At 52.3% G+C, this 24,168-nt stretch carries 25 protein-coding genes; 18 read left to right on the top strand and 7 right to left on the bottom strand.

The window, feature by feature from the left end; all coding sequences use genetic code 11:
- Positions 1-10 precede the first annotated feature (10 nt).
- Complete coding sequence (locus tag ACI1P1_RS01050) at positions 11-994, top strand: substrate-binding domain-containing protein (protein WP_416214498.1); 984 nt, start codon at positions 11-13, stop codon at positions 992-994.
- Positions 995-1,055: 61 nt separating this feature from the next.
- Here ACI1P1_RS01050 and mraY read toward each other — a convergent pair whose 3' ends face one another.
- Positions 1,056-2,012, bottom strand: coding sequence for a phospho-N-acetylmuramoyl-pentapeptide-transferase (gene mraY / locus ACI1P1_RS01045; protein ID WP_416214497.1), 957 nt, complete (start codon positions 2,010-2,012; stop codon positions 1,056-1,058).
- A 191-nt stretch (positions 2,013-2,203) separates the two neighbouring features.
- Between mraY and ACI1P1_RS01040 the strand changes: the two genes are divergently transcribed.
- From ACI1P1_RS01040 to ACI1P1_RS00995, 10 genes are all read left to right on the top strand, one after another.
- Positions 2,204-2,653: a Dps family protein gene (locus tag ACI1P1_RS01040; RefSeq protein ID WP_416214496.1), complete on the top strand. Its 450-nt coding sequence runs from the start codon at positions 2,204-2,206 to the stop codon at positions 2,651-2,653.
- A gap of 218 nt (positions 2,654-2,871) precedes the next feature.
- Entirely contained in the window at positions 2,872-5,748 is a 2,877-nt protein-coding gene (locus tag ACI1P1_RS01035; protein ID WP_416214495.1) for a PA14 domain-containing protein, read from the top strand.
- Positions 5,749-5,888: 140 nt separating this feature from the next.
- Entirely contained in the window at positions 5,889-6,326 is a 438-nt protein-coding gene (locus ACI1P1_RS01030; RefSeq protein WP_416214494.1) for a Dps family protein, read from the top strand.
- A 148-nt stretch (positions 6,327-6,474) separates the two neighbouring features.
- Complete coding sequence (locus tag ACI1P1_RS01025) at positions 6,475-6,921, top strand: flavodoxin (protein ID WP_416214493.1); 447 nt, start codon at positions 6,475-6,477, stop codon at positions 6,919-6,921.
- A 24-nt stretch (positions 6,922-6,945) separates the two neighbouring features.
- Positions 6,946-7,278 (top strand): antibiotic biosynthesis monooxygenase family protein, encoded by a 333-nt coding sequence (locus ACI1P1_RS01020; protein WP_416214492.1) that lies wholly within the window; start codon positions 6,946-6,948, stop codon positions 7,276-7,278.
- Positions 7,279-7,410: 132 nt separating this feature from the next.
- Positions 7,411-7,875 carry a Fur family transcriptional regulator gene (locus ACI1P1_RS01015; RefSeq protein WP_416214491.1) on the top strand — a complete coding sequence of 155 codons (465 nt, stop codon included), beginning with the start codon at positions 7,411-7,413 and terminating at the stop codon, positions 7,873-7,875.
- Positions 7,868-8,440 carry a nitroreductase family protein gene (locus ACI1P1_RS01010; RefSeq protein ID WP_416214490.1) on the top strand — a complete coding sequence of 191 codons (573 nt, stop codon included), beginning with the start codon at positions 7,868-7,870 and terminating at the stop codon, positions 8,438-8,440. Before ACI1P1_RS01015 ends, ACI1P1_RS01010 begins: the two co-directional genes overlap by 8 nt.
- 442 nt (positions 8,441-8,882) lie before the next feature.
- Positions 8,883-9,362: a ferric iron uptake transcriptional regulator gene (fur, locus tag ACI1P1_RS01005; RefSeq protein WP_416214489.1), complete on the top strand. Its 480-nt coding sequence runs from the start codon at positions 8,883-8,885 to the stop codon at positions 9,360-9,362.
- A gap of 249 nt (positions 9,363-9,611) precedes the next feature.
- Complete coding sequence (locus tag ACI1P1_RS01000) at positions 9,612-10,766, top strand: aldo/keto reductase (RefSeq protein WP_416214488.1); 1,155 nt, start codon at positions 9,612-9,614, stop codon at positions 10,764-10,766.
- A gap of 176 nt (positions 10,767-10,942) precedes the next feature.
- Positions 10,943-11,215 carry an AbrB/MazE/SpoVT family DNA-binding domain-containing protein gene (locus ACI1P1_RS00995; RefSeq protein ID WP_416214487.1) on the top strand — a complete coding sequence of 91 codons (273 nt, stop codon included), beginning with the start codon at positions 10,943-10,945 and terminating at the stop codon, positions 11,213-11,215.
- A 66-nt stretch (positions 11,216-11,281) separates the two neighbouring features.
- On the opposite strand, the gene ACI1P1_RS00990 is transcribed toward ACI1P1_RS00995, so the two are convergent.
- The 5 genes from ACI1P1_RS00990 to ACI1P1_RS00970 are packed head-to-tail and all read right to left on the bottom strand — an operon-like array spanning position 11,282 to position 15,774.
- Positions 11,282-11,449 (bottom strand): DUF1328 domain-containing protein, encoded by a 168-nt coding sequence (locus tag ACI1P1_RS00990; RefSeq protein ID WP_416214486.1) that lies wholly within the window; start codon positions 11,447-11,449, stop codon positions 11,282-11,284.
- A 25-nt stretch (positions 11,450-11,474) separates the two neighbouring features.
- Positions 11,475-12,299 carry an SDR family oxidoreductase gene (locus tag ACI1P1_RS00985; RefSeq protein ID WP_416214485.1) on the bottom strand — a complete coding sequence of 275 codons (825 nt, stop codon included), beginning with the start codon at positions 12,297-12,299 and terminating at the stop codon, positions 11,475-11,477.
- The gene (locus ACI1P1_RS00980) at positions 12,274-13,458 is read right to left on the bottom strand and encodes a sugar phosphate nucleotidyltransferase (RefSeq protein WP_416214484.1); all 1,185 of its coding nucleotides are present in this window, start codon (positions 13,456-13,458) and stop codon (positions 12,274-12,276) included. The genes ACI1P1_RS00985 and ACI1P1_RS00980 overlap by 26 nt, the downstream gene beginning before the upstream one ends.
- Positions 13,445-14,002 carry a DUF1003 domain-containing protein gene (locus tag ACI1P1_RS00975; RefSeq protein WP_416214483.1) on the bottom strand — a complete coding sequence of 186 codons (558 nt, stop codon included), beginning with the start codon at positions 14,000-14,002 and terminating at the stop codon, positions 13,445-13,447. The genes ACI1P1_RS00980 and ACI1P1_RS00975 overlap by 14 nt, the downstream gene beginning before the upstream one ends.
- 5 nt (positions 14,003-14,007) lie before the next feature.
- Positions 14,008-15,774, bottom strand: a complete 1,767-nt coding sequence (locus ACI1P1_RS00970; RefSeq protein WP_416214482.1) for an alpha-glycosidase — start codon at positions 15,772-15,774, stop codon at positions 14,008-14,010.
- 251 nt (positions 15,775-16,025) lie between these two features.
- Here ACI1P1_RS00970 and ACI1P1_RS00965 point away from each other — a divergent pair, with 251 nt between their 5' ends.
- From ACI1P1_RS00965 to ACI1P1_RS00945, 5 genes are all read left to right on the top strand, one after another.
- A complete protein-coding gene (locus ACI1P1_RS00965; protein ID WP_416214481.1) occupies positions 16,026-17,180 on the top strand; it encodes a SpoIIE family protein phosphatase in 1,155 nt (384 codons plus the stop codon).
- A 35-nt stretch (positions 17,181-17,215) separates the two neighbouring features.
- Complete coding sequence (locus ACI1P1_RS00960) at positions 17,216-20,059, top strand: response regulator (protein WP_416214480.1); 2,844 nt, start codon at positions 17,216-17,218, stop codon at positions 20,057-20,059.
- Positions 20,060-20,061: 2 nt separating this feature from the next.
- Entirely contained in the window at positions 20,062-21,321 is a 1,260-nt protein-coding gene (locus ACI1P1_RS00955) for an ATP-binding response regulator (protein ID WP_416214479.1), read from the top strand.
- Positions 21,322-21,527: 206 nt separating this feature from the next.
- Positions 21,528-21,974, top strand: a complete 447-nt coding sequence (locus ACI1P1_RS00950) for a YflT domain-containing protein (RefSeq protein ID WP_416214478.1) — start codon at positions 21,528-21,530, stop codon at positions 21,972-21,974.
- Positions 21,975-22,023: 49 nt separating this feature from the next.
- Positions 22,024-22,611: a hypothetical protein gene (locus ACI1P1_RS00945; protein ID WP_416214477.1), complete on the top strand. Its 588-nt coding sequence runs from the start codon at positions 22,024-22,026 to the stop codon at positions 22,609-22,611.
- A gap of 97 nt (positions 22,612-22,708) precedes the next feature.
- Here ACI1P1_RS00945 and ACI1P1_RS00940 read toward each other — a convergent pair whose 3' ends face one another.
- On the bottom strand, positions 22,709-23,182 hold the full coding sequence (locus ACI1P1_RS00940) for a Dps family protein (RefSeq protein WP_416214476.1): 474 nt from the start codon (positions 23,180-23,182) through the stop codon (positions 22,709-22,711).
- 153 nt (positions 23,183-23,335) lie between these two features.
- Here ACI1P1_RS00940 and ACI1P1_RS00935 point away from each other — a divergent pair, with 153 nt between their 5' ends.
- A complete protein-coding gene (locus ACI1P1_RS00935) occupies positions 23,336-23,800 on the top strand; it encodes a DUF948 domain-containing protein (RefSeq protein WP_416214475.1) in 465 nt (154 codons plus the stop codon).
- A 23-nt stretch (positions 23,801-23,823) separates the two neighbouring features.
- Positions 23,824-24,144, top strand: coding sequence for an STAS domain-containing protein (locus tag ACI1P1_RS00930; protein ID WP_416214474.1), 321 nt, complete (start codon positions 23,824-23,826; stop codon positions 24,142-24,144).
- Positions 24,145-24,168: the final 24 nt, after the last annotated feature.

The raw sequence follows: 24,168 nt of genomic DNA, 5'->3' as shown, positions 1-24,168 counted from the left end.
GAGGTTGTTTATGTCAGAGGAGATTTCTTATACGACTGAGGAGATTGCGAAGCTGCTTCGGGTCTCCAAGCTGACCGTTTATGATTTGATCAAAAAAGGCGAGCTGCCGTCCTACCGGGTAGGCAAGCAGATGCGCGTGGATGCCTCCGACCTGGAGGCATATAAATCCCGTGCCAAAGGGGGGCGTGTCCGTCCGGCGGCCTCCCCTGCTCCTGCGGAGGAAACGCCAAACCTTGCATATATTTCCCCAATGGTGATGTCACCTTCACCTGGGCTAAGCTCCGCGCTGAAGCCCTTGGTCATTACCGGGCAGGATTCCATTCTGGATATTCTGGCCAAATATATCGAGAAGCAGAACCGGAACGTAAGGCCGCTCCGGTCTTTTGTGGGGAGTATGGACAGTCTGGTGTCCATGTACCACGGGGAGGCGGATATCGTCAGCACCCACCTGTTTGACGGGGACACGGGGGAGTACAATATTCCCTATATCCGCAGGCTGTTGATGGGTTATTCCTACGTGGTGGTAAACCTAGCTTACCGTAATGCAGGTCTGTATGTGGCCCAGGGCAATCCCAAGGGGATAACCGCGTGGGAGGATCTCACCCGTCCCGGAGTACGGATCGTTAACCGGGAGAAGGGCTCGGGCGCCCGCGTGCTGCTGGATGAGCAGATGCGGTTGAAGGGCATTTCCCGTTTTGCTATCGCAGGGTATGAGACGGAGGAATCCAGCCATCTGGGGGTGGCCGGCAAGGTAGCCACCGGACAAGCGGATGCCGGAGTGGGAATTGAGAAAGCCGCGGCTATGGTCAATGTGGATTTTATTCCGCTGATCCGGGAGCGCTACGATCTGGTGATGATCAAGAAGCCGGCGAATATGGAATGGGTAGAGACGGTGCTGGGCATCTTGCGTTCGGAGTCCTTCCGGAGCGAGCTGTCCTCCATCCGCGGGTACGATCTCTCCCTGACCGGCACCGTGGTTTGGGAAACGGAATAGAACGGACAACAAAAAGGCTGAACCCGAATTAATCCAGGTTCAGCCTTTTTATTTTGCTCCTTCAATGGAGGAAAAAATACCAGTACAGCCAGCTCAGAAAGGCCGAGGCCCAGGAGATAAAGCCGAACACCATAACGATCTTGTTCTCCGACCAGCCGTACTTCAAGCTGAAATGATAGTGAATCGGCGCCATGCGGAAGAGGCGCAGCTTGGTTTTTTTGTAATACCAGACCTGGAGAATGACAGAAATTTGTTCCGCCAGATAAACGGAGAACAGGATGGGGATCAGGATCTCCACCTTTTCCAGAACGGCGAGGAAGGATAAGGATCCCCCGATGGCGAGAGAACCGGTATCCCCCATAAACGCCCGGGCCGGATAAAGGTTATAGATCAGAAGTCCCAGCAGGCATCCGATCATGACCAGGGAGAACATCTTTACCTCCGTATGGTCAGAAATCAGGAAGAAAAAGAAGTATGTAGGGATGGATACATTAATCAGGAGCCCATCCAGACCGTCGGTGAAATTGATGGCATTGGCGGTTCCCACAATAAAGAGCATCATCACGCCCAAATAAAGCAGAAGCGGAAAGCCGATGGACAAGGTCTGGGTCAGGTTCAGCTCCGGGCTGGCGTTAAAGAATCTCATTAGCAGAAACAAGAGCGCCGCGGTAAACGTGAATTGGAACACAAGCTTGGTTTTTCCGGAAATCCCGTTGGGGTCCTGGAATGCGGCTTTTTTGAAGTCATCCGCAAACCCGATCAGGCTGAACAGCAGGAAGGTGCCTCCCAGGAATATGACCAGCGGCTTGGGGTAGGAGATGATAGAAACCGCCACTCCAACCAGAAGAATCATACCCGCCATCAGGGGAGTCCCGCGTTTGGCCTGGTGATCGGGAGGAAGCTCGGCACGGATCGGCTGGGTCAAGCGCAGCGTCCGCAGCCCCCAGATCAGGACCGGTGTAAACAGCGTCACCAGCAAAAACGAGAAGGTAGACAGGCTTAAGAGGGAAGCAGCCATGGATATGCTCTCCTTTGGGATTTCTGTATCCTTTTGATCAAGATGTATATGCACAGGATAGGACAAATATACCGGTATTTCCAATTGAATGCAACATTCCGAGCCGGCAGCTTATGCATAGAACACCGAAGCAGGGGCATTCTCATTAGGTGAAAGCAAACAACGCCAAAATCTATATGGGAGGCCTGAAAATGGCACAGCAAACCGTTATGAGTGTGACAGAGGTCCTGAATAAGCAAATTGCCAATTGGAGCGTTTTGTATGTGAAGCTTCATCATTACCACTGGTTCGTCAAGGGAAACCAATTCTTTACCCTCCATACGAAGTTTGAGGAGCTGTACGGCGAGGCGGCTCAATATATCGATGATCTGGCGGAAAGAGTATTGGCTATCGGCGGCAAGCCGCTCTCCACCATGAAAGACTATCTGGCCCAATCCACTGTCAAGGAAGCGGCCGGCAACGAAAGCGCTGAGGCAATGGTCAAAGTGCTGACGGCCGATTTTGGCGCGGTGATCGGGGAACTCCAGGAAGGCATCAAAGCAGCCGAGGCCGCGGAGGACGAAAGCACGGTGGATATGTTTATCGGTATGCATACCGCACTGGAAAAGCATGTGTGGATGCTCAAATCCTTCATAGGCTAAAAACGGATATTATAAGGAACAACCCCTTCGTTATGAAAGTGGGCTTGGGGGAAGGGAAGAGACGCTTGGGAAATGGTCCCGGCGTCTCTTTTTTTGCATTTGATGGAAAGCATATAATAAGCATGTAATTCGACATAAGTAGAGTTAGTTCCCTGTAATTCATCAAGATTCGACACAAATTCGACACAGGTAACTTCCATCTCCAGGAGGGTATTCATTTGATTAAAAGGCGCCTGACCATCTTCGTTGTCCTGTTGGCTTTGTTGGGAACACCGTTTCAGCCAGTCTCCAAAGCCGCCGGAGCCGCAACCACGGGCCTCCAGGGCAGCTGGGATGGCATGACGGACAAGGCCACACTAGAAGGAGCTTACATCGACCCGTTCCAGCAGGAAATTCCCTTCGGCATTCGTTCCTATTTCACCGTCCCTTGGAGAAGCTATATGGATACCTGGGACAGCAGGCGTTATCTGGACACCGTAGGCGTCGTGTTCAATAACATCAAACAGGAGGAGGCTGCTGCGACGGCTGCGGTTATGGCAGAAGCAGGGATTACCTCCGCCCGCCTGGAGATCGGCTGGTCCAACCTGGATTACAATGACGAAACCAAAATCAAATCCGTTTACCGTGAGGCCTTCCGGGCCCAGCTTACCGCTTTGAAGAACAACAATATCCGTCCTCTTATCCTCTTGAATATGAATTCGGGTATGCCCAGCCCCAACGTGGAGGTCAAAACCACCGTCACCAAAAAGGCCGTGAAGGGTGACCGGGTCATCTATGTAGATAAAACGGCGGACATCAAACCGCTCTACACTGGACTAAAGGGAATGGGACCGGCTATGTTCCCGATTATTACAGAGGTTGATGCTGCTACAGGCAAATGCACCTTATCCGCTCCGCTTCCCAATGATCTGCCCCAAGGGGCAGCCACTCTGGTGAAATTGAAGTACCAGCCTTTTTCCGGGCCGGTGTTTAAGGACGGCACCCCCAATCCTGCCTCCCAGGAAACTCTTAGCGGCTGGATGCGGTACATCAGGACTGTGTCCGAAATTGTCAGAGAGGATCTGGGTACCGTCGGAAAGGCTGATGCGGGCTTTGACTTCGAGGTGTACAACGAATATACCTTCGGCCACCATTACATGTACATGGACAATTATTACGAGCCCAAACGGGGCTTTGCCCAAGAGATGACCTACGCCAAGGATGGCAAATCCGTAACCGGCATTGAGGTGCTCCTGCCCATTACTGCCGATTTTGTCTCCGATCCGGCCAATGGCCTGCCCGGTGTGCGGGTGATCAGCGGCTTCTCCAATCAGCGTCCCTACGATAACGGCACCAGCATCTGGTCCAATCAGGCGGGATACAGCCGCCATTATTATACCGGCTATGATCCGGTGAAGTCCTATATCGGACAAGGCTCTGCATCTTCCTATACCTCGCCTACCAAGATTTATTACAATGCGCTTGGACGGCTGGACGGCATACGCAAGCCCACCAATATCAATGAATCCGTTCCGGGCAGCTACTTTATCCCGAACCAAGTGATGACTATGCCTGAGGAATGGGCATACCTGTATACCACCGAATCCCTGATCCGTGATCTGACCCCGTTCCCCGGCCCGTGGCAGGACCATTTCCGCTATGCCAGCCCGGGCAACGGGAAAACCGCCGAGCTGTGGATGACCGAAACCAACTATTACCGGCTGCCCTTCGCCCAAAAGCTTATCGAGCAGTCCAAGGTGGCGGCCGCGGACCAGCAGCTGTCCAGCCTGATGATGGAAACCGGGGCGAAGACATTGTCGCGTTTATTCACCTTCTACGCCCACAAGGGTATGGAGACCATCACGGTCTATAATATCCGCAACCAGGACAATTGCTTTGGCATCCTGCCGGAGGCTTTCTTCGATGAGCTGAAGAAGAACAACTATCAGTTGAACGATGCCGTCCGCGCCAAGATCGGACCGCAAATTACGGTGCTGAAGAACATCGCCGGCCTGATGAAAACCGGCCAGCCCATCGATACGGCCCGTCCTCTTGCGGTGACCCGGCTGACTGAATACAAGCCGCAGCTGGTTTTTGCGGGCAAGGGCACCGCCGAACATCCCAGCCGGTATAACAGGGATGATTTCGCCATCCTGCCGTATCAGCTGGCCAACAACAAATTTGCCGTTGCCTATTACGTCATGACCCGGGACATCACCCGTTCCTATGATGACACCAAATCTCCCCTGGATCCGGCGCGTTATCAGATGCCGGAGCAGGAGTACGAAATCAGTCTGGCCAATGTAGTGGGTCAAGGGGCCAAGGTTTCGTCGTATGACCCTATGACCAACCAGAGCATCCCGGTGCAGCTTGTCCGGGCAGATGCCAATTCTATGGTGGTTAAGGTGAAGTCGTCGGATTATCCCCGCTTCCTCATCATCGAAGAAGCGAAGCAAGGACCCTTGATCGGAGCTCCCATGCTTTCCAAAACCGCCGACGGGGCACAGCTCGGATTCTTCAGCAATGTGAGCGGCGTCGTGGAGGTAACCTATGGACAATATCCCGCAAGGACTACAGGCACAGTTACGGAAACGGTCTATGGCGATGTGAAGTTCGGCAAGGAAACCGGGCAGCGGGTTCTGGATTCCTTGAGCAATCTCCAACCCTCCGGCATCGGCTCATGGAAGTGGAGCGGGACCATTGTGCCAAAATATACGGAACGGTATTCCTTTACCGCCCACAGCGACAACTTGAATGAAACGAAGCTGAAGATCAACGGCCAGGACATTTACCTGGGCGGGCCTGTGGGAGCATCCATCAATCTGAAGGCGGGAGAAGCATACCAAATCGAGCTTTCCTTCCTGAACCGCTACAATTCCCAGCATTATGTGAATCTGTATTGGTCCAGTCTGAGTCAGGAACGAACCATCGTGTCCATGGAGCCTATCCCCGGAAGTGTGATTACCATGCCGGTAAATGCAGGGGAGTATGTCCATCTTCCTATCCCAGGGATGAAGACAGGCGACGGGGTCAAAATCCGGCTGACAGGCGAAACGGGCATTACCGCCAGGTATCCGTTCTGGGACTATGACCGCAGCGCTGTGCTGTACGATTAAGCTTTGTCAAATGAAAGCGGCTCTTTTGCCGCTTTTTTTGTTGTTTATCTATGAAAAAAGTTGGTAATTTGTAATATCTATTGAGAGGAGAAATGCTTTAAAATAGATGGGAATACATATAACAAGGAGGATAATCGAAAATGAGTGTGGAATTGACTTCGGTACTGAACAAACAGATCGCCAACTGGGGAGTTCTGTTCGTAAAGCTGCACAACTTTCACTGGTATGTGAAGGGCACCCAGTTTTTCACCCTGCATTTGAAATTTGAAGAGCTGTATAATGAAGCTGCGCTTCATATTGATGATCTGGCAGAGCGTGTACTGGCCATTAAAGGCAAGCCGCTTGCGACTTTGAGCGATTATCTGGCTACTGCCTCCATTAAGGAAGCCAAGGGTACAGAATCCGCTACGGAGCAAGTTGCCGCTACCATCGCCGATTTCGAAATCGTTATCGCCGAGCTGAAGGAAGGCATGAAGGTTGCCGAAGAAGCCGATGACGAAACTACCGGCGATCTGCTCCTGGCGATCCATACTTCCTTGGAGAAGCATGTTTGGATGCTGTCCTCCTTCTTGGGATAAGATAAATCACGGATGTATATAGCACGGATCAGGGTAATTTCCCTGGTCCGTGTTATTTTTTTGCATGAAAAATAAGGATTGACACCTATAGTGATAATGAATATCATTATCATAACAAGATGTACTATCTATCTGGAGGTCGAAACTTATGAGCGGTATAGTGGTGGTTTATGCCAGCATGACTGGCAACACGGAGGATATGGCCCTTCAAATTGTGAAGGGGATTAAGGAAGAGGGCTTCGAACCCGTTGTAGAGCGGGTGGACGATGTGAAAGCCTCCGACCTGGCCGGCTACGACGGCATCGTGCTGGGCGCGTATACCTGGGGCGACGGGGAACTGCCGGATGAATTCCTGGATTATTTCGACGATCTGGATGATGTGGATCTTACCGGAAAAAAAGCGGCCGTATTCGGCTCCTGCGATTCCGCCTATTCGGAGTACGGAGTAGCGGTGGACCTTCTGACCGGCAAGCTGAAGGACCGCGGCGCAGAGATCGTTCAGGATGGGCTGAAGGTAGAGCTGACTCCGGGCAAGGCCGATAAGGAAACATGTGTGGCCTTCGGCAAAAGCTTCGCACAGGCGCTTCGCGGATAATAGACAGACATAAGGAGTGTTCGTATGTTCGTAGAAATGAAAACCATTACCGTCAAGGAAGGGTTTGCCCAAGCTGTGGCGGAGCGGTTCAGCAAACCGGGCGCAGTGGAGCAGATGCCGGGTTTTGTGGATCTGAGCGTGATGGTGCAGAAAGCGCGTCACGGCGAGGAGCAGGTGCTGGTCATGATCCGTTGGGAGTCGGAGGAAGCCTGGAAAGCATGGGAGAAAAGCGACGTCCACATTCAGGGGCACCGCCAAAGCGCCAAGCAAGGACGGCCTGATTATATCATTTCCTCGAGCCATGATTCCTATCAGGTCAGCGTGCTGAAAGCCGCCGCACCGGCAGCATTGAACTAAGTGACGTGAAACCTCCGGGCTGCCGGAGGTTTTTTTTGCCGTTTGTCGAAAATGTTCCTCAACCTTGACGTTTTTTGCATTTTCCCTCAATATTAGAGGGAAGAAGGAAGCGAGTGCAATCGGGGGATAGCTATGTCCGAATCCATAACAACTGAAGAAATGCTGCGGAAGATGAGTACAGGCGGCCTCCGCGTAACGGAGCAGCGCAAAAGCCTGGCCCAGCTGTTCGCAGAGGCGCAAGGGTATCTGACGCCGAAGGATGTATATGAATCCATGCGCCAGAAATATCCCGGGGTGAGCTTTGACACCGTTTACCGGAATCTGCGGATTTTAAGCGAAATGGGAGTCCTGGAGCAGTTTTATTTTCTGGAGGGAGGCCTGAAGTTTAAGGCCAATTGCCAGCACCATCATCATCACCACTTGATCTGTACCCAATGCGAAAAAACCTTTTCCATGGATTTCTGCCCAATGGGCCACCTGGGAGAGGGACCCGAGGGCTTTCAGATCAGCGGGCACCGGTTCGAAATTTACGGCACCTGCAAGGAATGCCGCGAGAATCCGGCCCCGGAGGAAGGGGAGCAGGGTCAGCATGATTGAAGAGTTAATCCGGAAGAATAGAACGTACCGCCGGTTTTATGAGGAAACGCCTATCGAGAGGGCTCAGCTGGAGGCATGGATTGATTTGGCGCGGCACACCTCGTCCGGAGGCAATCTGCAATCGCTGAAGTATGTTCTTTCTGCCGATAAGGAAAAGAATGCGCTGATTTTTCCGCATCTTCGCTGGGCGGGATATCTCCGGGATTGGCCGGGTCCGGTGGAGGGGGAGCGTCCGTCGGCTTACGTGGTGATGCTGCTGGATAAAACCATTAGCTCCAACCCTTCGTGGGATCATGGCCTTGCCTGTCAAAGTATTCTTTTGGGCGCAGTGGAGAAGGGCTTCGGCGGCTGCATGTTCGGGGCCATCGACCGCAAGGGCCTGGCACAAGCGCTGGAGATCCCAGAGCAGTATGAGATTTTATTGGTGATGGCACTGGGCAAACCAAAGGAAGTTGTAGTGCTGGAGGAGCTGGCCGATCCGAAGAATGTGAAGTATTGGCGGGATGAAGAGGGTGTACATCATGTGCCCAAACGAAAGCTGGAGGACTTGATTCTGCCTTATTAAGTATTCGTTCTTGCAATATGCGAACAATTGTGTTATTATTACTGAATAACCTTTGTTCATTGTTTGAATGTGTAGATTCTCACTGGCGCGGTCTTCGGAGCCGCAAGGATGGAAGAGAGGCAGGGCTTTCGTTGTTTTGATGATTCAAAGACGAAGCCGGCCGGTTGTTTCAACAAACGGGTAGCTTATGATCTGTTCGACCCCATAGATGCAGCTGTAAGAGGCTGGAAGTACAAGTTTGATGATGTTGTTGGAACCATTGGTAGGCTTCACGGAACAGGTTAGGTTAAGACGAAGGCGCTTCTTCCCCGCGGAGGAGGCGCCTTTTCTTCTCCAGTCATAGATTGCTATTTTTATATGAGGGGACTATAATATCCTTATAATAATTCTAAATTCGTTTGCGCCTGAATAAGAACAAACGGGTGGTGAAGGAGGTTCGGGAATGACCTGTGTAACCGAGGAATTAAGCAGAATCAATAAACGGCTGTCCGCTCAAGGCTACAAGCTGACTCCCCAGCGGGACGCCACACTGCGGGTGCTGCTGGAGAATGAAAAGGAGCATCTGAGCGCGGAGGAGGTTTTTATGCTGGTCCGCCAGCAATCCCCCAAAATCGGCATCGCCACTGTATACCGGGTGCTGGAGCTGTTCAGTGAGCTGCATATTGTGGAGAAGATGAACTTCGGCGACGGTGTGGCGCGGTATGACCTGCGCAGCGAAGAGCATGAGCATATGCACCATCATCTGATCTGCCGGGAATGCGGCGAGGTCCGCGAAATTATGGAGGATTGGCTGTCCCTTCTGGAGAAGCGGCTGGAGACGGAATACGGTTTTACCGTAACGGATCACCGCCTGGACTTTTACGGATCCTTCCGGGATTGCACCAATAATAACTGCAAGCATAACTGCAAGGCGGTTTCCTGAGACGTTGTAACGTCCCGGTACATTAAACGCGGCGCGGATTTTGCATCGTCCCTTCAAACCGTCAAGGCTTCCTCCGGGGAGGCTTTGGCGGTTTTTTTGCGTTTTGGCCGCTCAGCAGTCCCGCAGGTCCGTGTTCTACTTACCTTTTGTTAACTACTGTCCGCTCAAAAGTGAATATGCTACAATTGGAAAAGAGAGAAGCGGGCCCTGATGCCCGTGAAGAGGATGACAGATCATAGAGGTGAAGACATGCAATACAGACAATTTGGCAATTTGGACTTTCAGGTATCCTCCTTCGGGTTAGGATGTATGCGGCTTCCTCTGGAGGAACAGCCTGAGGGCGGCAAGGATGCGTCCCGGATTCATGAGGAAGAAGCCATCGAACTTATCCGTTATGCGATTGATCAGGGTGTAACCTATGTGGATACGGCATATCCATATCATGGCGGCAACAGCGAGCTGGTCGTGGGCAAGGCTTTGAAGGACGGCTACCGCGAAAAGGTGAAGCTGGCCACCAAACTTCCCGTATGGCTGTGCAAAACCTATGAGGATTTCGGCAGGCTGTTGGATGAGCAATTGGCTAAGCTGCAGGTGGATTACATTGACTTTTATCTGCTTCATGCCCTGAACAAGAATTCGTGGAAAACAATTATGTCCCTGGGCGTGCTGGATTTCCTGGACGAGGCGGTAGCACAAGGGAAAATCCGTTATCCGTCGTTTTCCTTCCATGACGAGCTTCCGCTGTTTAAGAAAATTATTGATGCGTATAATTGGCAAATGTGCCAGATCCAGCTGAACATTCTCGATGTGAACTATCAGGCGGGACTGGAAGGACTGCAATATGCAGCCGAACGGAATATTCCCGTCGTGATTATGGAGCCTCTGAAGGGCGGCAGCCTGGCCCGGAATGTTCCCGATGATATCCTCGGCATCTGGGATGAGGCAGACGCCAAACACAGTCCGGTGGATTGGGCATTCCGTTGGGTAGGGAACTTCCCGCAGGTAACCACCATCTTAAGCGGCGTCAATAATCTGGAGCAGCTGAAGGATAATCTGCAGATTTTCGATACCATCACCCCGGACGGCATGACCGGCAAGGACCTTGGTCTGGTCCAGCGGGTGAAGGAGGCGTATGAGAGTAAGATCAAGGTAGGCTGCACCAAATGCGGCTATTGTGTTCCGTGTCCCGCGGGAGTGGCCATCCCCGATGTATTCGCCCATTACAACCATTCCTCTATTTTCAATGCGCTGCCGGACAGCCAACGAAACTATGCCAACCTGGTGAAAAACAGCAAGGATGCATCCTTGTGTGTGGAATGCGGCAATTGCGAGGAAGCCTGTCCCCAAAACATTCCGATTATCGAAAAGCTGGCGGAAGCCGATTTGGTGCTGGCAGGACGGTAAAAATACCTTAACGGAAGACAGCCTTTTCTTATGAAGGCTGTCTTTTTACATAATTTGGATGATGAGAAAATTCAACGAAAAAAGTGAGGTTCCGCAAACACTGTGATATACTGGAAGCATCCTCAGCATTATCATTCTACAAAATGATTCATCATTCTTAGGGAGGAGGAAGAAAAATGACAAAAGCTACCGGAATTGTCCGTAAGGTTGATGAATTGGGACGGGTGGTCCTGCCTATAGAGCTGAGACGTACCATGGGCATAGCCGAGAAGGATGCGATCGAAATTTATGTGGATGATGAGCGGATCATCCTGAAGAAATATGAGCCTGCCTGTATTTTTACCGGATCTGCAGAAGACTTGATTTACTTCAAGGGGAAGATGATCAGCAGGGCCGCTGCTGAGGAAGTGCTGGAGCAGTGGAAGGAAAAGACAGGAGCCAAAGCGTAAGGACTGCATTAAATGAAAACACCCGGCCCATTAGGGAACCGGGTGTTTTTTTGAGTGGGGAGAGCGTTACCGTGCGCCGCCACGTCTGCCCATAAACAAGGTGACTACAAACAGGATCAGGAACAGGAAGAAGAGGATTCGGGCGATGTCCGCTGCCACATGGACAATGCCTACAAAGCCGAAAATACCTGCTACTACGGCAACTACCAGAAAGATCAGGGACCATCTCAACATACTTCATCATCCTTTCGCTGTTTTTTTATCCTCGAATTAGAGACTCTGCACCGTCGATATAGATTTCGGTGCCGGTAACATGGGAGGCTTCGTCTGACGCCAGGAACAGCACCAGATTCGCCACCTCCCGGGGGGAGCCAGGACCGTTGCGTAGAGGCTGGTCGCCGGCGGGGAACTCCACGGGAATCCGAATTTCCTCCACCTCCGGAAGCGTTTCTGTGCTTTCGTCGATATTGGTGGAGATGGCGCCGGGGCAAATTACATTCACCCGGATCCGGTATTGGGCCAGCTCCAGTGCAGCCATTTTGGCGAAAGCCACCTGGCCTGCCTTGGTGGTGCTGTAGGTGCTGAAGCCGAAATTGGAGAAAATCCGGTTGCCGTTGACCGAGCTTGTGATGATAATGCTGCCGCCTTGCTCCTTCAGATAGGGAATGGCATGTTTAACGGTCAGGAAGGTACCCTTCAGATTTACATCCACCGTTTTGCTCCATTCCTCCAGAGGCATGGACTCAATAGGGGAGAGGGTTCCGTTAATGCCCGCATTGGCAAACAGCACATGCAGCTTTCCGCCGAAGCGGGCGGTGCCTTCTTTGAAGGCTTTTTCGATGGCGGCTTCATCAGTTATATCCAAGGGCAGGGATAGCGCTTCCCCGCCCCGGTCACGAATGACCTTCTCCACCTCGGCCAGCCGTTCACCATCCCGGTCTGCCAGCAGCAGACGGGCGCCGTGCCTTGCCATAAGAAGAGCGGCAGAACGTCCGATGCCGGAGGCGGCTCCGGTAACCAGAGCCACCCGGCCTTTCAGACGGGCATTGCCGTCCGCTTTAATTTCCAAAGGATGCCCGGTCATAACCATTCACTCCTTCGCGATAACCACGAGTATAGGCGTTCCAGCTGCCTTGGAGCTCTTCCTGGGAAACATTGCCAATGACGCTGATTTGCTTGCGCGAGCCGCCGATAACAGCACCGTCCTCAATAATCGCTCCTTCGCCGATAATGGCATGGGAGATCAGGACATTCTTGCCGATTACCGCATTGGGCATTACAATGCTGTCGGTGACCAGACTGTTCTTGCCAATCCATACACCGTTGGAAATAATCGAACGTCTGGCCCGGCCCTCCAGGTAGCAATGCTGGTGGAGAAGGGAGGCGGAGCCCCGGTCATCCTCCATACGCAGCATTTCGTTCTGGAGAGTCAAGCTGCCGGCCACCCGCATAGGCCAGGTGGGGGGATTCAGCGTCAATTGGGCAGGGGAGCCCAACAGATCCATGTGTGTCCGCCAGAGGGTATCCACCGTGCCCACATCCTTCCAGTATCCCTCAAACGGGAAGGCATATACACCGGCATCTTCCTTGAGCAGCTTCGGGATAATGTCCTTGCCGAAGTCATGGGAGGACTGCGGATCGGCTGCATCCCGGATCAGCTGCTCCCGCAGATCGGACCAGCGGAAGACGTAAATCCCCATGGAAGCCAGATTGGATTCCGGACGGCGGGGTTTTTCCTGGAAAGCGGTGATCCGGTGATCGGCGTCCACGGTCATAATGCCGAAGCGGCTTGCTTCCTCCAACGGAACCCGGATGACCGAGATGGTGGCGGATGCTTTCCGCATGGTGTGGAAGTGCAAAATTTCACGATAGTCCATGTGGTAGATGTGATCGGCGGACAGGATCAGAACATTCTCCGGATTCAGCTTGTCAAGATAAGCGATGTTCTTATAGATTGCATCTGCTGTGCCGGTGTAGCCTTCCTCCTGCTTCAAGCCGGCAGGGAGCAGGGTGATGTTGGTATTGTTGCTGCCCAGGTGCTGGTGCAGGGTTTCTGCACGGTATTGGGTAAGCACCCCGATTTTGTCGATGCCTGCATTCAGGCAGTTGCTTAACGGAAAATCGATCAGGCGGTATTGTCCGCCGAAGGAGACGGCCGGTTTAGCGTGGGTTAAGGTCAGCGGACGAAGTCTTTTTCCTTCTCCACCCGCAAGCAGCATAGCAATGCAATTATTTGTGTTCATGATTGTTTCCTCCTTGTCGGGTTTGTTGTTGGCAGCCGCAAGCCGGCTGGGTCAGGATTCGTTCAATGGATCGGAGCATATTTTTTATTTCATCGTTTTCTTTTTCAGCTTTATACGTAATGGCAAAGTTTAGGAGCGCCTCCTGCTTGTCCCGGGCTGCCTGCCGGTTCTGGCTCATCAGGATAAAGGGAGCCTGAAGCGCTGATATACAAGACAGGATCAGGTTTAGCAGAATAAAGGGAGGCGAGTCGAACTGTAAAAACAATATGACGGAATTCCATATCATCCAAACAGCAAGGAATATGATAAAAAGCACTATAAAGGCCCAACTGCCTCCGAAGGAGGCAACCTTGTCAGCCAAACGGTCGGAGCGGGAGGTGCGCTTCTCCTGCTCCTCAGTCAGGCGGCATTTGATTTTGGTGTTGTATTCTTCCACAATTTTGCTGATGCGTGCAATTTGGTCATGGCTTAAGGGGGAGCTCTGGGTTTCTTTATCCAGTTCATCCAGCAATAAGCTGGTGGCGTTACCGGAGAACTCCTCCATATACATCAACTCCCTTCAGGCTGCCAGGATCTATGTATGACCCGAAAGCTGAAACTGTCCAATTGGATGGTCATCTGACCGTCGGCTACGGGGACATCTTCCCCGGTCCAGGCATCCTTCCAGTCATTGGTCTCCAGAGCAAGGGATACTTCCGCCGGTTCCTCGGAATGATTGATCCAGATGAGAGCATGGGAGCCGTCAGTTATCCGTTCATAGATAATGGCGGGATTTCCGCTCTCCGCTTGAAGCATCCGGTAACGTCCGGTGCTTAAAGCAGGGATGCTGCACCTTAAATGGATGAGGGTTTTGAAGAAATCCAGCAGCTCCTCATCCCGCATATCCGGATGCCATTCCATACACTTCCGGCAATCCGGATCATCGCCGCCGGTCATACCGTATTCATCGCCGTAAAAAATACAGGGAGTGCCAGGGTAGGTAAGCATGAACAGAAAAGCATGCTTCAGCTTGCGCTTGTCCTCAATTCGGGTGGCTACCCGGCCTGTATCGTGGCTGCCCAGAAGATTGAATAATACCTCATGGGCCTGTTCAGGATACCGTACAGATAAGCGGGCGACGGTTTCGGCAAAGCTTGCCCCGTCCAAGGATTCGCCCTCAAAGTAGTCCAGAATCCGTTTGCCAAGGGGATAGTTCATGGCGGAATCGAATTGGTCACCCTGCAGCCAGGGGTTGGCATCGGTCCAGCATTCACCGACAATATAAGCCTCCGGATTAATGGATTTGACCAGCCGGCGGAAGTGCCGCCAGAATTCATGGTCAATTTCATTGGCCACATCCAGCCTCCAGCCGTCAATTCCCGATTCCTCCATCCAATAGCGGGTGACAGTGAGCAGATATTCCTGCACCTCAGGATGGGCCGTATTCAGCTTGGGCATATGTCCGAAGTTGCCGAAGGTATCATAGTTGGGCTGCCCGTCCTCTCCGCGAATCGGATAAGAATGAATATGGAACCAATCCTTGTAGGGGGACTTTTCTCCCCGGTTCAGCACATCCACGAATTGCTCCATGGCTTCGCTGCAATGATTGAATACCGCATCCAGGACAACCTTGATTCCGCGTTTGTGGCATTCGTCCACCAGCGCCTTCAGTTCCTTCTTGTCACCCAGATTGGGATCAATCTGCTTGTAATCGGAGATATCATATTTATGACAGGAAGGGGAGGAGAAGATTGGGGTCAAATACAAGGCATTAATCCCCAGCTCCTCCAGATAATCCAGCTTCTCGCGAATTCCCTTTAAATTACCGCCGAAGGCTCCGTCCAGCTGGGGCTCGTCTCCCCAATGAAGAAATTTGCCTTCCTCCTGGGACTCGTCATAGTCGGAGGGGAGACTGAATCGGTCGGGCATAATTTGGTAGAACACTGCTTTTTTGGTCCAATCGGGCACTTGAAAAACCTCGGATTCATGCAGGTACGGATACTCGAAATACATGCCCGCATCGGACGGCGGGGTATCGGTAAATCCAACCTCGGAATACCAGCATTGCTCTTCGCCCTGCTGCAACCGGAATGCGTAAGACATCCGTCTTTTGGGCGGGATGACGGGGCAGAACCAATAATCGAACAGCGTGTCCGCTGCAATTTTCTCCATGGCGAATTCCTGTTGACCGGCTCCCCAGTCATATTTGTCTCCTACATGTACGAAAACCTGCTCCGCATCATTACGTTTGACACGCAGCCGGAGATGAACGGTTTCGTGATTGTAGGCATATGCCCAGCTTCCGCCTGCGGCATGATAAACTGCTTCAGCCTGCATCCGCACACCTCCTCTCAAAAATGGCCATCATGGTTGCTTCCTGTCCATGCATGACCTTGTGATACCTTATTAAACCTGGCCGGAGAAGAAGAAACAGGGAAAAAGCAAAATTTTAGCCACTGGTCCAAAAAAGCTGGTCTATTTCTAGACATGCTGCAAAAGGGTGAGCTATTATTAAGAGATAGATACCGGTTTCCCCGTTTCCTATAATTGTTTATCTGAAGCATCCGATATTTAATGAGGTGAATTATATGCGTATTGCCATTGTGGACGATAACCTGATCAACCAAATGATCATCGAAAAAATATTGGACGGCGCCGGCTTTCTCAATCATGTTTCCTTTAATAATGCAGGGGAGCTGTTCTCTTATCTGGGCATGGAGCAGCAGCAGGCGGACCGTGTGGAGGCTACACCCGACTTAATTCTAATGGATATGATGATGCCCGGTGTGGATGGGATCGAAGCCTGCCGGCGGATTCAGGGTGTGGAGAAGCTGAAGGATATTCCGATCATCATCGTGACCGCACTGGGGGATTCCAATAAGCTGGCGGAGGCATTGGACGCAGGTGCGACAGACTATGTGGTGAAGCCGGTGAACAAGATTGAGCTGCTGGCCCGGATCCGGGTGGCCCTGCGGCTGCGGGCAGAGCTGAACTGGCATAAAGCCAAGGAGAGGGATATGTCCCTGGAGCTGGCGCTGGCCAAGCAGGTGCAGGAGAGTGTCCTGAGCAAACCCTTCGAGAAGGAGAATCTGCGAATTGAAGCCGTATACCAGCCGTCCATGGTTTTGGCCGGAGACTTCTACTTCTGGCAGCAGCTGGAGGATGGCAAATACGGGATCATTCTGCTGGATATGATGGGACACGGCATCTCATCCTCACTCATGTGTATGTATATCGCTTCTGCACTGCAGGATGCCATGCAGAAGAATCCCGATCCCATGGAGGTGGTCAGCCTGCTGAACACCTACATGCTGCGTTTGCAGAACAAGGACAAGTGGGTGCGTTATTATTTCACCTCCATCTATTTAATAATGGATCCCCGCGCCCGAACTGTGGAATATGTGAACGCCGGGCACCCGGAGGGGCTTATGCTGGCTGACGGTGAAGAGCTGCACAGATTGCACTCCGGCGGATGTGCGGTGGGATTCGATGATCCCATCCAGCTGGAAAAGCGGACCATTCATTATAAAGAGCATATGAAGCTGCTGTTGTTTACGGACGGCTTTCTCGAAGCCTGCGGGTCAGACTGGGACTCCTCCACAGACAGCATTGCCGAATTGTTCCTCGCCCGACCGCTGCTGAGTGCGGCAGGTTTGGCCGATGAGCTGATCGACGGGGCCAAATTAAATGAAAAGCGTGATGATTACTGTCTTTTATCTATAGAGGCTGGCAAGCTGGCCTAAACATTCTATTTGTTCCGAAAGAAGGGAGTATGGGCATGACCATACGCAATAAACTGCTTGCCGGCATGAGCATTTTGCTGATTGTAATGTTTTCCATCGCCGGCTTGGGAATGAACCGCTTGACCACGATGAATAAGGATATCGGGGCCACCTATGATGAGATGTATGCCAACGTAAAGGATAGCCAGCAGTTTCAGGTCATCACCAACGATATCGGCCGCAATCTGGTCAGCCTGCTGGTCAACAACCCCATCATGACCCAGAGGGAGATTCTCGAGCGCCTGGCTGAGAATGACCGGGATATGCGCAAGCTGTTTGAGGATTCGAGGGCCAAATATCAGGATGCCCAGCAATCCCAGGTGACGGAGGATGCGATTGAGGCAATCACCCGTTACTTGAACTATAAGGATACGATAGTGAATTATGTCATGAACAACCGGCTGGATGATGCGGTGCTGCTACGCAGCTCCGAAGGCCTGAAGCTTCAGCAGGAAATCCAGGAAAAGAACGATGCGTTGGGAAGCTTTAACCAGAATAGAATGGACCAGGTTCTGAAGGACGGCACGCAGGATAACCGCAAAACCCTCCAATATACGATCAGTCTGATGCTTCTTGGACTGGTGCTGGTCCTAATGATTACATATTGGATTATTCAGAGCATCTCCAAGGGCTTTAACCGGCTGTCCGCCCTGGTTCCCAAAACGGCTACGGATTCACTGGTACCAGTAGAATTTACAGAGGACGGCGGAAAGGATGAAATCAGTGAGGTTATCCGCCTTTTCAACCGGCTGTTCCGGGATTTGTCCCAGCAGCGGGCGCGGGAGCATGAATTTAACAAGAAGAATGAAGAAGAAGCCTGGCTGAAAACGCAGTTGAACAGCATCATGATGATCCTTCAAGGTCGTACCGATCTGAAGGAAGTAGGGGAGCGTTTTGTGCGCCAAGTTGCCCCTTTAGTGGAGGCTGTCTACGGCGGATTCTACATCTCTGATTCAGAACACCCCAAACCCAGCTTGTATTCGCTGGTGGGAAGCTACGCCGTACAGCCGGGGGCGATCCGCAATGTATTTCATCTGGGACAAGGCCTTGTGGGCCAATGCGCCGCGGACAACCGTTGGATCAGGCTGCAGGAGCGCTCCGACAACCCGGTTCGCATTGAGCTTTCGCCGGGGGAGCTGACGCTAAGCGAGGTGCTCATCATCCCTGTCGCTTATGAGGGCAATGTGATGGCCGTGCTGGAAATCGGCTCTGTCCATCCCTTTTCTCCGCTGCATGTGGCATTGCTTGAGCAGGTTACGCAAAATGTGGGAACCGTGCTGAACAGTATTATGGGACGCATCCGTGTGGAAGAGCTGCTCCGCACTTCGCAAATATTAACGGAGGAATTACAGACTCAATCCGAGGAGCTGCTAACCCAGTCCGATGAGCTCCGGGTGACCAACGAAAAGCTGGAGGAGCAGGCAGAAGCATTGCGGAAATCGGAGGAGCTGCTCCAGCAGCAGCAGGAGGAGCTGGCGGCAACCAATGAGGAGCTGACGCTGAAAACAACACTGCTGGAGGAACAGGTCCGTTTGTCCAGAGAGAAAAACATTGAAGTGGAACGGGCCAATAAGGTTCTGGAGCATCAAGCGGTGGAGTTGGAGCTGGCTTCCCGGTACAAGTCCGAGTTCCTGGCCAATATGTCCCATGAGCTGCGAACGCCTTTGAACAGTATGATGATCCTGTCCCTGATGCTTCAGGAAAACAGAGAGGGCAATCTGACGGAGAAGCAGCGGGAATATGCTGCTGCCATTCACGGAGCCGGAGGGGACTTACTGCGGCTGATTAATGATGTTCTTGATTTGTCCAAGGTGGAAGCGGGCCATATGGAGATCCATGTGGAGCCCCTGGAGATTAAAGAAATTGTGCAGTATGTGGAAAGAAGCTTTATGCCGGTTTCCGTCCGCAAGGGGGTGGAGCTGGTGATCCACACGGGTGAGGATCTGCCGGAGGTGATTAATACCGACTCCCAGCGCCTGATGCAGATCATCGGCAACTTGATGTCCAATGCCTTCAAGTTTACCTCCGATGGCAAGGTCACCTTCCGGCTGGAGCTGAGTGACGGTATGTGGCTGTTTATGATTGAGGATACAGGCATCGGCATTCCCGAAAACCAGCAGGAGGAAATCTTTCAGGCTTTCCGCCAGGCGGACGGAACCATCAGCCGCAATTTCGGCGGCACCGGGCTCGGTTTATCCATCAGCCAGAAGCTGGCCAGAGCGCTTGGCGGCAATATAACCGTAACCAGCGGCATAGGCCAAGGAAGCACATTTATTCTGTGGGTGCCGCTGATTGCGCCCAATGCTACGGGGAGCAGAAACATCTTCCACCCCTTGGACCGCATCCAGGCCCAGGATCAGAGCGTCGCGGACAACCGGTATTTGCTGGACAGGGCTGCTCCGCTGGAGGCTGCTGTTTCGATTTCCGGAGAAGAGGATAATGACTCCGTAACAGACTCTTATCTGCATAAGATTCTGATTGTGGATGATGACATCCGCAATGTCTTTGCCTTGTCCGTAGCATTGGAGGATGCCGGCCTGCAGGTTGTCTTTGCAGAAAACGGCGTGGATGCTCTGGAAATGCTGGCCGCGGACTCTCACGGCATTGATTTGGTGCTGATGGATATCATGATGCCGCGGATGGACGGATACGAAGCGATCCGGGAAATCCGGAAAATACCCGAATTAACCGATCTGCCGATTATTGCCGTCACGGCTAAGGCCATGAAGGAGGATCAGCAGAGGTGTATGGATGCCGGCGCATCGGATTATTTGACGAAGCCTATCGATATCAACCGGCTGCTGTCGCTGTTGAAGGTTTGGCTGCATAAGGAGGAATGAAGGTGGAACCCGCGTCCCCTGTTCAAATATTGCTGGTGGATGACCACCCCGAAAATTTGCTTGCCCTGGAGGCGGTGCTTTCCGATGAAAGCTACCAGCTGGTGAAGGCCTCCTCCGGGCACGAAGCACTGCGCAAGGTGCTTCAAGGCGACTTTGCCGTTATTGTGCTGGATGTGCATATGCCCGATATGGACGGGCTGGAGACAGCAAAGTATATCAAGATGAGAGAGCGTTCCCGGGATACACCCATCATCTTTATTACCGCTGCGGACCAGGACCCTGCGGTTTATTTTTCCGCGTACGCATTGGGTGCCATTGATTATATACGCAAGCCCTTTGTGCCGGAAATGCTGAAGTCCAAAATCGATGGTTTTGTGCGTTTGCATCGGACAAATATGAAGCTCCAGCTGCAGAAGGAGCTGCTACATCAGCAGACCATGGACCTGGAGAAGGCCAATATCGAGGTTCATGCCGCTTCCTTGGTGAAAACCCGCTTTTTGGCGACCATGAGCCATGAAATCCGTACCCCGCTGAACGGTGTCATCGGTGTGGCAGACCTTCTGCTCGGGACACAGCTGGATGATGAGCAGCGTATGTATGTGGAAACCATCAAAAGCAGCGGAGATTCGCTGCTCCGGATGCTTAGCGATATTCTGGATTTCGCCAAAATGGAAACGGGCAAGCTGAATCTCTCCGATTCCCCCTTCGATCTCCATGCTACGGTGATGGAGACGGTGGATCTGTTCCAGGCGAAGGCACGGCTTAAAGGTGTTGAGCTGGTTATGGAGCTTTCCCCGGAGGTGGACAAACTGGTCAGCGGGGATGAGGCCAGGCTGCGTCAGATTTTCATGAATCTAATTGGCAATGCAGTAAAATTTACCAATAAGGGTTCCGTGTCCATCTTTATGCGGCCGTATACTCCTATTAAGCCTTCTGCCGATACCTCCGCGCCTGTCCAATGGGTGGAGTTTGAGATTACCGACACGGGAGAAGGCATTCCCCCGGGCCGGGAGGAGGAGCTGTTCCGCCCGTTCACCCAGCTGTCCCCGTATATGACCCGCAATCATGACGGTACAGGCCTCGGACTGTCCATCTGTAAGCTTTTGGTGGAGCTGATGGGCGGGAATATACGCTTTGAGCATGCCGCCTCCGGCCAAGGAGCCACCTTCATTTTTACGGTTTGCCTGATGGTTCCCCAAACGGGGACCTCTGTTTCGGACTCCATGTACACGGGTAATAGTCAAGTAAGAAGCGGTGGTTAAGGAAATAAGCCGATACCTACGCTTCCCGCTCCCCGAAATGCAAGGGGCGCCCGCACACTTAGGAGGGATTGTTATGAACTCCCGGGCTATGATGCAAAAGGTGATAACCGGCGTGTTAATCGCCCTGGTGCCGAAAATCGTATCTAAGCTTATGGAACCGCGTAAATCCAAAATCCGCTCCGGCGGGTAATAAGGAGGCGTTACCCATGACAATCAAACTGGTCCGAAACGAAGAGGAAGCCAATGATTTTATCCGTCAATTAACACAGGAAGGCTACCATACGGATAGTATTTATGCCTTGGCATACAATACCGACCGTACCGACGCCATTGCGGAAAATACTGAAATCAACAAGGTGGGAATGACGGAGCAGGGCATTATTCAGACAGTTGCCAACATTTTCCGTTCCCGCGGGGATGAGCTCATTGCCAAGATGAAATCCCTGGGTGTATCAGAGACAGATGCAGCCCATTATGAACGGATGCTGGCCGCAGGAGACATCCTGGTGCTGACGTGGCCGGCAGAGATTGAGGCAGGTCCGCAGGATAGCGGGATTGAGAGCGAACGTCCCCCTGAAAAGGATAATGTTCTTACCCCGCCTGTGGTAAATCCGCTGCTGTTTGCCGGAAGCCCGGAGGATCGTCTCAGATAATCGAAGACAAATAACAGCAACGGCTGAACGCCAGAGAGGGTGAGCGTCCATGACGGCAGGCTTAAAATTTATATTGTCTGCCGGCGGGTTAGCTGCCTTGGCAGGAGGGTGGATCGCGATTTATGCGGACATCCTTCCGCCTCTGCCGGAGCTTCAGACAGAGCAGGCTGCAGTTTATGCCGCGCCACCGCAGGCCTTCCCTGCGTTAACGGTGGTGAATGAACCACCTCTTGAGGCTCCCCAGAAGAAGGAGCCGCTCCGCTTGGCCTCCGTGGAAGGAATCCGGCTTGGAGACAGTATGATGGAGCTGATCCGCAAAAAGGGCCAGCCTCTCGCCATTCACTCCGATACCCGGCTAAGCGATTTGGAGGTTTACGATTACGGTGCTGTTGATGTGGCATTCCGCGGAGGCGATCTCCTTTATGTGGAGGTGTCGGCAGAAGCGGCAACAGTCAGCATTGACGGAATCCCGCATTCATTTGAGACGGAAGTGCTGCGGGAAACGTTAGGCGAACCGGATTTTGAGGCGGAGGATGGGTGGGGCTACAAACGCGGATTCGGGGCAGTCAAGTTTTATACCGATCCGGCTACCGGCCAGATCCAATCCGTTCACTACTTCGACGCCGTGGGTATATAGCTGAATGCATCAGCTGTATACCTGCGGTTTTTTTGCGTCCTGTGAAAGGCCATAAAAAGAGCCGCCCTGTGAAGGACGGCCCGTAAGGCCTTCGCCTTTATTTGAGATAAGACTTCAGCATCCAGATATGCTTCTCCACCTTGCCCTTCAGGCCGGTCAGCATGTCCGCTGTAGGATCATCCTTGTTCTCATCCGCCAGCTCAATGCCCTTGGAGAGCTCCTCCGCAATATACTCCAGGTCCTTCCATGCAGATTCGACCATTTGGGTGGGGTTCTCCTTGCCGGTGGCTTCCTTGATAGTAGCCAGCGACAGACATTCCTTCAGGGTGGAGGCAGGGGCACCGTCCAGCGCCAGCATCCGCTCCGCCAGCTCGTCCAGGTTCAGAGCGGCTTCATTGTAGAGCTGCTCGAATTTCTCGTGGAGCGTGAAGAAGCTTTCACCTGTCAGATACCAATGATAATGATGCCACTTCATATAAAGGACGGTCCATTCGGCTACTTGTTTATTGAGGCTCTCCAACACTGGTTTAGCATCGGCGCGGGGGCCGGTTTTCATCATCACTTTTGCCATTGCAAATTCCTCCTTTTGATTGGCTTCATAAACCCTATGAACTCTATAAACCTATTCGGTTGGGATTGAAACAAACAAGATTTTTTGGGAAAATGAAAATATACGCGTTTCATCCTTCCGGCTTCGGGTTAAAAACTCACAGGAGGGATGCACATGATAATCCAGATAAGCGCAGCAGTTCTTACCGTAGCAGTAGTGGTGCTGATTGTAGCACTTGTCCGGACGCTGAAAGAAGCGCGGGCAGCTCTCAACAAAATCGGGATGCTTACGGATGAAACCCGCATTCAGCTCAATGCCTTGTCCGGTGAAGTGAAAGAAACCATTCAAGGTGTAAACGATGTAACCTACGATGTAAAAACCAAGATGGCGGAGCTGCACAGCGCATTCCAGACCATCGGCGAAATTGGCAGAATGGCTGCCGGCGCCACATTGACAATACGGCAAACCGCCGCTTCAGTCAGCAGAACACTTCGCCATAAGCTCGACGAAAAGAAGGAAACGGCAGAGGCCACCAAATCTAATTTGGCCGCATGGCTATTGACTGCCGGGAAATTCGTCCAGAACTTAAACGGCTCCAAGCGTTCCGAGGATTCCAAACGGCTAACGGCTAGAACATGACGCAGGAGGGAATGAGTGTGAGCATGATCAAATCTTTTCGGTTGGTAAAACATATGTCCGAGAATTCCGTCACCTTTGTTTTTATTGGGGAGTTCGACTTGTCCCGTGCATGCGAATTGCAGGGGGAGTTGGACCCCTATCTTTATGAACCTGACCGCAAGCTGGTTTTTGACTTCAAGGATCTCCGCTACATTGACAGCACGGGCATCGGCATCATCCTGGTGGTGATTAAAGCCCGGGCTGAAATCAAGGCGGGCTTCGAAATCCGCAACATCCCGTCCCACATTAACCGATTGTTCGATATTGCCGGCATCAGCAAATTTCTCAGCGATAACGCAGTATAGAACTTATGAAAAGGAATGGTACTT

Source organism: Paenibacillus mesotrionivorans, from assembly GCF_046098205.1.
GTDB classification, from domain to species: domain Bacteria; phylum Bacillota; class Bacilli; order Paenibacillales; family NBRC-103111; genus Paenibacillus_AR; species Paenibacillus_AR mesotrionivorans.
Note: the sequence above shows the minus strand (reverse complement) of the source record. Positions and strands in the feature narration are given on the sequence as shown.